Below are 12,320 nucleotides of genomic sequence, written 5' to 3'. Positions count from 1 at the left end.
TTCTTCCCGGAGCGTGCCGCGCTTTATCACGACGAAGCGAAGCGTGTCGCTTGTGGCATCGAGCCGTTCCTGTTGCCGCGCGGCGATGCACTGGCCGTGCCGGGTGCTGAGCTCGCGCGGATCAGTTGCGACCTCGCCACCGGTAACGCAGGCGTCGGTAGCTTCCTCGATCGACTCACGCAGGGTGGCAGCGCCTCGTTCATGCTCGATGAAGCGCTGCCCGCCGCCACCTTGCCACGCAGCGTGGTGGCGGCCTGAGCCGCTAGAGGCGGAACTTCGCTTCCGCCAGCCACGTGCGTGAGGGATATGGGTAGTAGACGTAGTAGCGACGATTGGTCAGGTTATCGACCCCGACACTCAGTTCGACATGCGGATTAACGGTCCATGCGGCCTTCGCATCCAGCGTGAGGAAGTCGCTGGCGCCGCCGAAGGTATCGGGGTTCGTGTCGCTGTGGTCGAGCGTGTTGTACTGGCGCCCGGAGTAACGGCCCGCGAGCGTCAACGCCACGTCCGTTCGTACGTGCATCGTGGCGACGAGGTTGGCCCGCCAGCGTGGGATGCGGTAGAACTGCTTGCCCTCCGAGGCAGGATTGCGATGGTTGCGTACCGTCGTCGCCTGCGTATAGGCCGCATTGGCCGACAGATCCAGCCACGGGACCAGCACCGCCTCACCATCGAAACTCGCCTCGGCGCCGCGGGTACGCACCAGGTCGACGTTCTGCACGCTCGTCACGTTCGGGAACACGGTGGTGTCGGTCTGGCTGAACAGCGCATTGCGGGTGTCACTGCGGAACACGGTGAAGCGCGTGACGTTGCCGGGGTGGTACCACTCCGCGGAGAGTTCGCGGGAGAGATCGTTTTCCGGCTTCAGGTTGGGGTCGTTGTTGACCAGGCTGATGCCGTTGAACGTCCCCTGGAACAGTTCGTTCACGGTCGGGAAGCGGTAGGCACGCGCGCCGGACAGGCGCAGCGTAAGTGCGTCGGAGGCGGCGTATGCGAGCGACACCTTCGGCGACGTGTGGGTTTCCTTGCGCTCGGGATAGCCGGTGCTGGCGCTCGCCGTCGCGCGCGTGCCGTTGAATGCCCGCCACTGCTCGTAGCGCGCCCCCGTGGTCAGCCGCCAGCGTTCATCCCATTGCCACGCATCCTGGACGTAGATCGCCTGGGTTTGCGTGCTGCCGCCGTTGGCGGCGGTGAGCGCGCCGGCATCGCCCCGGCGCCAGTTGTCGAGGCCATAGCTCGCGTTGTCGAGCCGGTAACCGTCGTAGTGGTAGCCGAAGCTCACGGCATGTGTGTTCGGGCCGGTCGAGTCGGGCGTATGGCTCGCGCGCAGGTCGAGGGTGCGCCAGCGGCTGCCATCGCCCGCGGTCAGCAGGCCGGGGCCATCGTACGTCACGGCGTTGGCGGTACGGTCACGGTTCCGGTCCATGTCGAAATACGACACGTTGCCCTCGACGTTCCAGCCGGTCGCGCGATGCGTCCCGAGCGACAGGCCGTACAGGTAATTGCGGCTCTGCCGCGTCCCGGGCGCGAAGAAGTTGGCGGGCAACGTGTATTGCCGGCCATCGATGCTGACCGGTCCCGACCACACCGGGTTGCCGGCCGCATCGCGCAGGAACGTCTCCGTGCGGTGCGACAGATCCTGCTTCCAGTAACCGAGCGTCGCGGCCGCCGTGAGCTCGGGCGTGATGTCGTAGCTGAAGCGCGCGTGGGCTTCATCCTGGCTCGTCGCTTCCTGTCCTTCCGCGTTGATGCCCAGCACCTCGCGCGGCAGGCCGTTCGCACCCGTGTCACCGATAGCCCCGGTGACCGGCCGGCTGTTGCCTGGCACCGCCGAGCGGTTCTGCACGGCGTAGACCAGCGGCTGGCCATTCGATTGCAGGTGTGACACACCGATGAGGAACGCGAAGCGGCCCTGGCGGTCACCGATGGTCGCGGTCTGCTTGCTGCCGCCGTAGTCGCGATCCACGCCGTAGGTGTGCACGTGCTGGGTGAAGGCCTGCACGTCACCGGTGATCTCGAGCTTCTCGGGCATGCGCGTGGTCATGACCACCGTCGCGCCGATGCTGTTGCCCGGATACAGCGCGGAATAGGCCCCGTAGATGACATCGATGCGGGCGAGGTTATCCGGGAACGCCATGGACCAGCGCGGTGGGTTGGCCCAGTTGTTACCCAGCAGGTTGGAGAGCAGCAGGCCGTCCAGGTAGACGAGCCCGCGCGCGCTCTGCTGGTTGCTCGTGCCGCGCACGGAGAACGTCGCGTTTTCGTCGCCGGCGAAGCGCTTGCGGATGCCGAACGCCGGCAGGTATTTCAGGGCGTCCTCGGTGTTCACGATGTTCAGCCGCTTGAGCTTCGCGGGCGTGATCGTCTCGACCGCCGCCGGCATGTCGGGATCGATGGCGGCACCGTGGCTGGTCGCCGATACGCGAACCTCGTGCAGGTTGGTCGTGGCGGGCGGCGGGAGTTCGGGCGCGTCCGCGGCATGCGCGGCGCACGCGCCACTGGCGATGGCGCAGGCAATGGCACGCGCGAGTGCGCGTCCCTCGATGGCAAGGAAAGTCATGGTCTTGGGGTCCGTGGGTCGTGTGCGTACGGCGGGATCGGTAACGATCAGGCGTGCGCGGCGACCGGCGGACCTCGTGGGTGGGCGTGGAAGGTGGCGCGGGCCATGAACCCGTCGCGCGCCGGCATGGACGCATCGGCGTGGACCGCGAGCCGCGGCACGCCGGCCGCAAACGAGGCGCCTGCCAGGCCCGGGTGGTGCGCGAACAGCGTGCAGTACCCGCACGCGGCGCCGTCATCGCCGTGGCCTTGCGATCCGTCGCCGTGGTGGTGGGCGTCCGCCGGCTCGCACCAGGCGCCAAGGTCGGGGAAGCTCCAGGCGCTGACCCGGGAGATGGTGGGAGCGAGCGCGGCGAGCCAGACGGCGAGGATCGCCATCCATCCCAACCCACGCATTTTCAGCGCTCCACGACGCACCTGGCGTCTCCCTGATGACAACCCCGGACCCGGGTCCAGGGATAATGGCACGGACGCGGGTGAACGGCGTGCGACACGGTGTCGCCCCGGGCGCACCAGCGGGTCAGGCGCGGTTCGCGGCAGCGGGTGCGGGTAACGGCGGGACCGCCGGCGGTGTCGCCAGCTCCGGCGGGTTACGCAGGCACAGGACGATCAGCACGGCGGTGGTGCCGATGCAGCTGGCAAGCAGGAAGCCATCCAGGATCGAGAGCGTGTACGCCTGGGCACGCACCGCCGCGGCGACGAGGCCCGCGCCACGCGCTTCCGCGCCGCCGGTGCCCTGGGTCAGGGGGCCGACGAAGCTGGCGTAGGCGTTGATGCGCGCATCGGTCAAGGGCGCCCCGTTCATCACGTGCTGGCCGATGAGGTTGGAGTGGTACTGCTCGGCCTTGCGGGTGAACGAGATAAGCAGCGACGTGCCGAGCTCACCACCGAACAGGCGCGCGGTCTGGATGATCGCGCCGAACGTGATGCCGTCGGTTGGCCCGATGTGGTGGGCGAAGAAGTAGATGACCGCCGTGAGTTCAAGCGTCTCACCCACGGCCTGCAAGAGCAGGGCCATCTGGAAATCGCCTTCGGCCCATTCCGAAGTGATGCCCGTGGCGAGCAGGAAGCCGGCGGTGGCAACGGAGAAGCCGACCCCGATCGCGAACCGTGCATCCACGCGGTTGAGCAGCCAGGCCACGATCGGCGCGATGATCAGCTGGGGTAACGCTACCCAGAGCAACGCATTGCCGACCTCGAGCGGGCGCAGGCCGCGCACCTGGATCAGGAAGTTCGCGACCAGCGTATTGCTCGACGTGACGAGGAAACGCGTGGCGAGGATGAGCAGGATGCACAGGAACACGTTGCGCCGGACGAGCAGGCTGAAATCCACGCTGGGCGCGGGCAGCGTCGTCTCGTGCAACAGGAACAGGCCGATCGCGATGATGCCCGCGGCGAGCACGCCGACCACGAACATCGACGAGAACCAGTCGAGCCGGTCGCCCTGGTCCAGGGCGACGAAGACCAGCGTGAAGCCGATGGCACCCGTCACCATGCCGCGGAAGTCGCCGCCACGCAGGTATTCCATGTCGATCGGCAGCCGGCGCAGGCCGAACCAGTACAGGAAGAACATGGGCACCGCGACCACGGTGTTCTGCCAGAAGATCCAGTCCCAGGTCGCGTGTTCGACGTACCAGCCCTCGAGCGAGCTGGCGACGTTGAGGCCGAGGATGATGTTCATCGCATAAGCCGCGAGGCCCCACGGCCACAACGACTTCGGCAGGCCAAGCAGGATGAAGGATGCCGTGAGCGGGATGAAGGTGCCCGAGCCCAGCCCGGCGACCACCTGCAGCACGATGAGGCTGCGCAGGTCCGGCGCGACCGGGATCAGGAACTCCGCCACGCCATAGATGACGCAGCCAACCATGAGTACGCGACGGGGGCTGAAGGCGCGGCCGAGGAAGATGGCCAGCGGACCGATGAACATCTGCGACGCGGAGAACGCGGTGGGGATCCACGCGCCCTCGTCGAAGCCGGCGCTGACGGCACCGCGTACGTCCGACAGGCCGATGGACGTGAGGCGCGAGGTGAGCGTGGTGGCAACCGCGCCGAGCAGCACGGCGACGATACCGAGCCAGGGCAGGGGCGCCGTGGCCGGTACTGGTGCGGCGGGCGTGGCGACCGCGTTCACCGCGGTACCGTCACGCTGGCGGTTTCCGGCTGGCGTGGCACGGGGTCGCCTTCCTGCCAGCCGCCGCCGAGGGCCTTCACCAGCGAGATCGCGGAAAGCAGGCGCTGCTGGTCGTTCTGGATGGCGGCACGCTGGCTCGCCAGCGCCTGGCGTTCGGAATCCACCACTTCGAAATACCCGGCAAGGCCGCGGTCGTAGCGCGAGCGCGATACCTTCGCCGCCGCCGTTGCCGCATCGACCGTGGCAGCCAGCGCCGTGCCCTGCTCACGCAGCCAGGTGCCATCGCTCAGCGCATCCTGCACTTCGCGGAACGCAACGATGCCATCCTGGCGCCAGCGCGCGTACGCACCGCGATACGCCGCTTCCGCGGCTTCCAGTCGCGCGCGGTTGCGTCCGCCCTCGAAGATCGGCAGGTGCACGGTCGGGCCAATACCCCACAGCCGGCTGTCGCGCTGGGCCAGGTCGCCGGCATCGTTGCTGGCGTAACCGGCGGAGGCGGTGAGCTGCACCGAGGGGAAGAAGGCCGTACGTGCCACGCCGATGCGCGCGCTGGCCGCGGCGAGTGCACGCTCGTCGCTCGCGACGTCCGGGCGCCGCGTCAGCAGCGTGGAAGGGAGGCCGGCCGGAATATCCGGCACCGTGGGCGTCCACGGTTTCGGGGCCACGTGGAAATCCGGCGCGTCGCGCGCTTCGAGTACGGCCAGCGCATGCTCCAGGTTGTCGCGCCTGCGGTGGGCGTCGGCCAGGTCGGCACGCGTCTGCGCGAGATCCGCGCGTGCGCGCAGCACGTCGAGGTCGCCGACCACGCCGGCGTGCGCGCGGCGGTCGGCGAGTTTCAGCGCATCTTCGCGCAGGGACACCGTGCGATCCAGCACATCGATGTCGCGATCGGTACTGCGCAACGAAAGATAGGTGGAGGCGCTGGCCGCCGCCAGGCTCAGGCGCAGCGCGGCAATGCTGTCGGCGCTGGCGTCGACATCGCCCTGCGCGGCTTCCACGCTGCGGCGTACGCGGCCCCACAGGTCGACTTCGTAGGCCACATCCACGGGCACGCGATACAGCGTGGTCTCCAGCGCAGGCAGCGCGTTCGACACCGTGCCCGAGGTGCGCGCACGCTGGTAGGCCGGGTCGAGCGACACCTGCGGGAACTCGTCCGCCCGCGCCACGCCGAGCAGCGCACGGGTCTGGTCGTAGCGTGCCAGCGCCCCGGCGAGGTCCTGGTTCGCGGCAAGCGTCGCATCGATATGCTGGCCAAGTTCCTCGTCACCGAACAGCGTCCACCAGCGGTCGGGCAGGGTGCTCGCGGTGGCGGCGGGGTGTTGCCAGGCGGCGGGGGCGGGGCGCTCCGGACGCTGGTAGTCCGGGCCGAGCACGCAGCCGGCCAGCGTGGCGGCCGCGCACAGCACGATCGCGGCGCGGCGCAGGATCACTTCGAGTCCCCGGCGCGGATCTTCACGATCATGGAAAGGCCTGGCGGAAGGCGTTCGCGGTAGCGTCGCAGGTCGTCCGCGCCGAACAGGATCTTCACCGGCAAGCGCTGGACCACCTTGGTGAAGTTGCCGGTGGCGTTATCCGGCGGGAGCAGGGCGAACTGTGAGCCGGAGGCGGGTGAGATGCTGTCGACGTGGCCGATGAAGGTGACGCCGGGCAATGCGTCCACGGTCATGCGAGCTTCGGTGCCGCGCGTCATCCCGTGCAGCTGCGTTTCCTTGTAATTCGCGACCACCCAGACTTCATCGGAGACGATCGAGAGCAGGGTCTGGCCCGCGCTCACGCGCGCACCGACCTCGACGGTGCGCCGGCCGACGTAGCCACTCACGGGGGCGATGACCTTCGTGTAGCCGTAGGCCAGCTGCGCATCGTGCAGCGCCGCTTCGCCCGTGGCGACCTGCGCCTTCGCCGATTCCAGTGCCGCGGTCGCAGCGACCTTGCGCGCTTCCGCACTGGTCTTGTTCGCTTTCGCCGAATCGGAAGCCGCGCGCGCGGCGTCGTATTCCTGCTTCGAGATGCCGCGCGGGGTTTCGTTGACGAGCTCGCTGGCGCGGGTCAGGTCGAAGCCGGTCTTCCGCACGGTGGCATCCGCGGCGACGATGGCGGCGCCGGCTTCGGCGATCTGCGCCTCCGCGCTGGCCACCTGGCCCTGCGCGCGATTGATGTCCGCGCGGGCCTGTTCCACGCGCACGTCGAAATCGCGCGTGTCGAGCTGCAGCAGGACCTCGCCGGCTTTGACGTGCTGGTTGTCATTGACGTACAGCGCCGTGACCGTGCCGGTCACGCGCGGCGCCACCGGATGGATGCGCCCCGTCACATAGGCATCGGTCGTCGTCTCCGTGCGGTCGAGCCAGGCGAAGAGCAGTACGACGAGGGTGCCTAGCACCAGCACGGCGCCGATGATGCGCAAGGCGAGTTTCATGTGGGCCATACCCTCGTTCGATCCGGCCACGCTGCCACCGTGGCGCGTGGCTGGCTTGGAGATCCTTGTCCGTCGCGGGCGCCGGTTTCCGTGCCCGGTGGCGCCGCGTATAGTCCTTTCCGATCCCACTGCCGGAAACGCCCACCATGCGCCTGCGCCCCTTCGTTGCGTTGTTGCTGCTTACCGGCGCGTCGGCGGCCTCCGCCGCCGATCTCGTCGTCTCCGCCGCATCCAGCCTGACCGATGCGTTCCAGGCCGTCGGCAAGGCGTACGAGGCGAAGCATCCCGGCACGCACGTGGTGCTGAACTTCGCCGCGTCCGACGTGCTGCTGCGCCAGATCGCCAGCGGCGCGCCCGCCGATGTCTTCGCCTCGGCCGACCAGACCGCGATGGACAAGGCCGTGGCGGCCAAGGCCATCGATCCGTCGACCCGCAAGGACTTCGCCTCCAACCGGCTCGTGCTGGTCGTGCCGCAGGACAGCAAGGCCACGATCGGATCGCCGGCCGACCTCAAGGCCGACAGCGTGAAGCGCGTGGCTTACGGCGACCCGGCATCGGTCCCGGTGGGCCGCTATACCAGGGCGGCGCTGGAGCAGCAGGGCCTCTGGGACGCGGTGTCGGCCAAGGGCGTGCTCGCCCAGAATGTCCGCCAGAGCCTCGATTACGTCGCCCGCGGCGAGGTCGACGCGGGCTTCGTCTTCGCGACGGACGCCGCGATCCTGAAGGACAAGGTGAAGGTGGCCGCGACCGTGCCGACGCCGAAGCCGATCACGTACCCGATCGCGGTCGTCGCCGGTTCGAAGCAGCCGGCGGACGCGGCCGCTTTCGAAGCCTTCGTGCAGTCGGCGGAGGGTCGCAAGATCCTGTCCGGTTTCGGCTTCGAGGCACCGTAAGCCCGGCGTGGATTCGCTCTGGGTACCCCTGTTGCTGACGCTGAAGGTCGCCCTGTGGGCGACCGCGCTGAACCTTGTCCTCGGCGTGGCGGTGGCGTTCGGCCTTTCGCGCTGGCGTTCGCATGCGCGCGAGGTGGCCGATGCGATCCTCACCTTGCCGCTCGTCCTGCCGCCCACGGTGCTCGGCTATTACCTGCTCGTGCTGCTGGGCCGGCGGGGCGTGTTCGGCGAATGGCTGGACCGCCTGGGCATCGAGCTTGTGTTCACCTGGCAGGGCGCGGTCGTGGCGTCGACGCTCGTGGCGTTCCCGCTCGTGCACAAGGCGGCACGCGCGGCTTTCGAGGCGGTGGATCCCCAGCTGGAAAGCGCAGGGCGCGTACTCGGGTTGCGCGAGGCCGCGGTGTTCTTCCGCATCTCGCTGCCGCTGGCGGCGCGTGGCATCACCGCGGGCGCTTTGCTCGCCTTCGCCCGCGCCATGGGTGAATTCGGTGCCACGCTCATGATCGCCGGCAACCTGCCGGGCCGCACCCAGACGCTTTCCGTGGCCATCTACGCCGCCGTGCAGGCTGGCGACGATCGCAGCGCCGCGATCATGGTGGCGGTGACCTCGGTAACCTGCGTCGTGGCCCTGCTGCTTGCGGGCTGGCTGGCGCCCGACCACTTGCGCCGGAGTCGCCCGTGAGCGTCGATGTCACGATCCGCAAGGCGCTGCGTGACGACGATCGCCACTTCGACCTCGACGTGGCCTTTGCTTCCGACGCACGGCGCATCGTGCTGTTCGGCCCCTCCGGCGCCGGCAAGAGCCTGACGCTGCGCGCGGTAGCCGGCCTGTTGCTGCCCGATGACGGGCACGTCCGCGTGGATGGCCAGACCCTGTACGACGCCGCCACCGGTATCGCACTGCCGCCGAGGGAACGAGGGGTCGCCTATGTGTTCCAGGACTATGCGCTGTTCCCGCACCTCACGGTCGCGCAGAACATCGGCTTCTCGCTGGCCCGCGGGTGGTTGAATCCACCGCGCCGGATGCGCGATCCCCGCGTGGCCCACCTGCTGGAGCTGTTCGAGCTGGATGGCGTCGCCGACAGTTATGTGTCGCGTATATCGGGCGGCCAGCGCCAGCGCGTCGCCCTGGCGCGTGCGCTGGTGTCGGAGCCGCGGCTCGTCCTGCTCGACGAGCCATTCGCGGCGCTGGACCCCGCCCTGCGCGGCCGCATGCGTGCCGAGCTGCTGGCCCTGCAGCAGCGGCTGGACCTGCAACTGCTCGTCATCACCCATGACCCGGCGGATGTCGACGCCTTGCAGGGCCACACGATCGAACTCCGCGATGGACGCGTCGTGGCATGAGCACGGTGCGTAAGAACCGTCGGCTATCATCGGCAGCCATCGTCCCGGCCCGGATACATCGTTGAGCACGCCCAGCCAGAATCCCCAGGGGAAAGCCCTCGCCATACGCGCGCTGAAATACGGCGTGACGCTTGCGATCGTAGGCGCGGCGGTGTTCCTGTTGCATCGCTATATCGCGAAGATGGCCTGGCATGATGTGCGCGATGCACTGACCCGCATCCCGCGCTGGCACGTCATCGGCTCGATGGGCGCGGCCCTGGTTAGCTGGGCCTGCCTGACCGCATACGATGTATTCGCCGTGGAGACCGTGGTGCCGGGCAAGGTCTCGATGAAGATGAAGATCTTCTCGGGCGCGACCACGCACGCGATCTGCAATGCGCTCGGCTTCCATGCGATCACCGGCACGGCCTTGCGCTACCGGATGTTGTCGACCCAGGGCGTGCGTGCGGCGGATGTCGCGCGCGTCGTCGGCCTCGTCGGCTTCGCGGTCGGCATGGGCTTCGCCGCGGTGACCTGCATCGCGCTGGTCATGGAGCCCTCCATCGCGAACGAATGGGGCCGCTGGCTGGGCATGGGCCTCGTCGTCGCCTTCGTGCTCCTGCTGCACTGGCTGGCGGGCAAGCACGACGAACTCAAGGTGTGGAAGTTCACCACGCCGGTGCCCTCGGCACGCTCCGCCGCCGCGCAGATCGCGATCGGCGTGATCGAGATGGTGGGCGCCATTCTGACGATGTACCTGCTATTGCCGCCCGACATCGCCGGCAGCTTCCTCGATTTCGCGCCCATCTACGTGGGCGCGGTGCTCGCCGGCATCATCAGCAACACCCCGGGCGGCATCGGTGCGTTCGAGGCGCTGACGCTCGCCGCTTTCCCGCAGGAGCAGCGCGCTCAGGTGCTCGCCGCGCTGCTCGCGTATCGCGTGATCTATGGCCTCGGCCCCTTCGTCATCGCCTCGATCGCGCTGGGTGGTTTCGAGTTCCGCCGGCGCGCACGGAAAGCCGCATGAAATACCTGGTTCCCCTGATGCTCGCGCTGCTCGCAGGCTGCGCCGCTACCCCGCACGCGCGTCGCACCGATGTGCTGTTCTGGGACCAGGCGCAGCGCGAAGCCAACTTCCGCGCGATGGACACGCAGTACGCAAGCAACGTGGTGAAGCACGGCATCGCGCATCCGTTGCCGTCCGGCAAACCCATCACGCCCGTGCTCGAAGACGGCACCTCGCTCGACGCGTACATGGATGCGCACCACGTGGCAGGCATCATGGTCCTGCAGGATGGCAAGGTGCGGCTCGAGCGTTACGGGCTCGGCGCCGATGCCCATGCGCGCTGGACATCGTTCTCGGTCGCGAAGTCATTCACGTCCACGCTGGTCGGCGCCGCGTTGCGCGATGGGGCGATCCATTCGCTCGATGACAAGGTCGTGCGATACATCCCCGAACTCGCGGCGGGCGCATACCGCGATGTCACGGTACGTCAGTTGCTGACGATGACCTCGGGCGTGCGCTGGAACGAGGATTACAGCGATCCACACTCGGATGTGGCGCAGATGTACGAGGGCCGCCGCGTGCCCGGTGAACCCTTGCTGGTGACTTACATGGCGCCGCTGCCGCGCGAGTTCGCGCCGGGCAAACGCTGGGTGTACAAGACCGGCGAAACCGATCTGGTCGGCATCCTCGTCAACCGCGCGACGGGGAAGACGCTGGCTGCATACCTTTCGGAGAAGATCTGGCGTCCTTACGGCATGGCGAACGATGCGCTGTGGCTGAAGGATGCGATCGATGGTACGGAAGCGGGTGGTTCGGGCGTGTCGGCCACGCTGGGCGACTATGCGCGCCTCGGCCAGTTCCTGCTCGACGGCGGCATGGCCGGCGGGCATGCCGTGCTTGCGGACGGCTGGCTGGCCGATGCCACGAAGAAACATGCGGATATCGGCGCACCTGGGCGTGGTTACGGCTACCAGTGGTGGACGTGGGACGGCGGGGCTTTTGCCGGCATCGGCATCTTCGGCCAGCTGCTCTACGTCGACCCGGCGCGCCACCTCGTGATCGTGCAACTGGCGGCGTGGCCGGTGGCTACGGACGATGCGCAGGCGAAGGCGCGCGGCGATTTCATACGAGCCGTGACCCGAGCCATCGACGCCCAGCCGTAAGGGGTACAATCGGGGCTCCCCCACCCCAGGCCTCCCCCATGCCGCTTTCCTGGAACGAACTGACCTGCACGCCGGACGAAGAAGCGATCAAGTCGCTCGCGGCATCGTGGGAATGGCAGATCGGTAAAGACTTCACGCCGCTGCTGTTCACCGCGCTGGGCGACATGTTCTACCAGAGCGACAAGGGCGAGGCGGTGTACTGGTTGAACACCGGCACGGCGGAAGTCGAGCGCGTGGCGGACAACGTCGACGCGTTCAACCGGCAGCTGCGCGAAGAAATCGCCGACGAATGGCTGCTGCCGCCGCTGGTCGAGGCGCTGATCGAGGCCGGCAAGGTCTGCGCGGAAGGCGAGTGCTACACGTACGTGACGCTACCGGTCTTCGCCGAGGGCGAGTACACGGTCGAGAACTTCAACCCGGTTCCGGCGCGCGAGCATTTCGAGCTCACCGGCTCGGTCCTGCAGGAATTGCAGGATCTCCCCGACGGCACGAACGTCGACATCGATATCACCCATTAAGACCTGTGGGAGCGGGGGGGGGGGCCGCGGGGGTGTTGCGCCCGCCCCCCCACCCCCCCCCCCGCCGCCCCCCCCCGCGCGGTACAAATAAACGGCCGGGGGGCGGCCCCCTGGGGTGGGGCGCTGTTGGGGGGGGCGCCCCAGCGGCGGGCCGGGGGGCCCCCGCCGGGGGTTCTCGAGAGGGGGGGGGGGGGGGGGGCGGGGGGGGGTGGGGGGGGGGGGGGGGGGGGGGGGGGGGGGGGGGGGGGGGGGGGGGGGGGGGGGGGGGGGGGGGGGGGGGGGGGGGGGGGGGGGGGGGGGGGGGGGGGGGG

The 12,320-nt window shown here is 68.8% G+C and carries 12 protein-coding genes; 7 read left to right on the top strand and 5 right to left on the bottom strand.

Features of this window, described 5'->3' with window-relative positions; all coding sequences use genetic code 11:
- Window positions 1-258 (top strand): hypothetical protein (locus ACTHLF_RS07345; RefSeq protein WP_440326173.1); only part of this gene is annotated, 258 nt, incomplete at its 5' end.
- A gap of 4 nt (window positions 259-262) precedes the next feature.
- Here ACTHLF_RS07345 and ACTHLF_RS07340 read toward each other — a convergent pair.
- The 5 genes from ACTHLF_RS07340 to ACTHLF_RS07320 form a co-directional block, all read right to left on the bottom strand.
- Window positions 263-2,563 (bottom strand): TonB-dependent receptor, encoded by a 2,301-nt coding sequence (locus tag ACTHLF_RS07340; protein ID WP_440326171.1) that lies wholly within the window; start codon window positions 2,561-2,563, stop codon window positions 263-265.
- Between the two features lie 47 nt (window positions 2,564-2,610).
- Window positions 2,611-2,958: a DUF2946 domain-containing protein gene (locus tag ACTHLF_RS07335; RefSeq protein WP_440326170.1), complete on the bottom strand. Its 348-nt coding sequence runs from the start codon at window positions 2,956-2,958 to the stop codon at window positions 2,611-2,613.
- 124 nt (window positions 2,959-3,082) lie between these two features.
- Window positions 3,083-4,693, bottom strand: a complete 1,611-nt coding sequence (locus tag ACTHLF_RS07330) for an MFS transporter (protein WP_440326168.1) — start codon at window positions 4,691-4,693, stop codon at window positions 3,083-3,085.
- Complete coding sequence (locus tag ACTHLF_RS07325) at window positions 4,690-6,123, bottom strand: efflux transporter outer membrane subunit (protein WP_440326167.1); 1,434 nt, start codon at window positions 6,121-6,123, stop codon at window positions 4,690-4,692. Before ACTHLF_RS07325 ends, ACTHLF_RS07330 begins: the two co-directional genes overlap by 4 nt.
- A complete protein-coding gene (locus ACTHLF_RS07320; RefSeq protein WP_440326165.1) occupies window positions 6,120-7,115 on the bottom strand; it encodes an HlyD family secretion protein in 996 nt (331 codons plus the stop codon). Before ACTHLF_RS07320 ends, ACTHLF_RS07325 begins: the two co-directional genes overlap by 4 nt.
- Before the next feature lie 137 nt (window positions 7,116-7,252).
- Between ACTHLF_RS07320 and modA the strand changes: the two genes are divergently transcribed.
- The 6 genes from modA (at window position 7,253) to ACTHLF_RS07290 (ending at window position 12,009) form a co-directional block, all read left to right on the top strand.
- Window positions 7,253-7,999, top strand: a complete 747-nt coding sequence (modA, locus tag ACTHLF_RS07315; protein ID WP_440326163.1) for a molybdate ABC transporter substrate-binding protein — start codon at window positions 7,253-7,255, stop codon at window positions 7,997-7,999.
- A gap of 7 nt (window positions 8,000-8,006) precedes the next feature.
- On the top strand, window positions 8,007-8,681 hold the full coding sequence (modB, locus tag ACTHLF_RS07310) for a molybdate ABC transporter permease subunit (RefSeq protein WP_440326161.1): 675 nt from the start codon (window positions 8,007-8,009) through the stop codon (window positions 8,679-8,681).
- Complete coding sequence (locus ACTHLF_RS07305; RefSeq protein ID WP_440326159.1) at window positions 8,678-9,343, top strand: ATP-binding cassette domain-containing protein; 666 nt, start codon at window positions 8,678-8,680, stop codon at window positions 9,341-9,343. Before modB ends, ACTHLF_RS07305 begins: the two co-directional genes overlap by 4 nt.
- Window positions 9,344-9,404: 61 nt before the next feature.
- The gene (locus tag ACTHLF_RS07300) at window positions 9,405-10,349 is read left to right on the top strand and encodes a lysylphosphatidylglycerol synthase transmembrane domain-containing protein (RefSeq protein ID WP_440326157.1); all 945 of its coding nucleotides are present in this window, start codon (window positions 9,405-9,407) and stop codon (window positions 10,347-10,349) included.
- Window positions 10,346-11,491: a serine hydrolase domain-containing protein gene (locus tag ACTHLF_RS07295; RefSeq protein ID WP_440326155.1), complete on the top strand. Its 1,146-nt coding sequence runs from the start codon at window positions 10,346-10,348 to the stop codon at window positions 11,489-11,491. Before ACTHLF_RS07300 ends, ACTHLF_RS07295 begins: the two co-directional genes overlap by 4 nt.
- Before the next feature lie 38 nt (window positions 11,492-11,529).
- Window positions 11,530-12,009, top strand: a complete 480-nt coding sequence (locus ACTHLF_RS07290) for a T6SS immunity protein Tdi1 domain-containing protein (RefSeq protein WP_440326153.1) — start codon at window positions 11,530-11,532, stop codon at window positions 12,007-12,009.
- Window positions 12,010-12,320: the final 311 nt, after the last annotated feature.

The sequence above is a fragment of the Luteibacter sp. genome, assembly GCF_051958795.1.
In the GTDB taxonomy this organism is placed as follows: domain Bacteria; phylum Pseudomonadota; class Gammaproteobacteria; order Xanthomonadales; family Rhodanobacteraceae; genus Luteibacter.
This window is presented reverse-complemented; position numbering and strand designations above follow the sequence as displayed.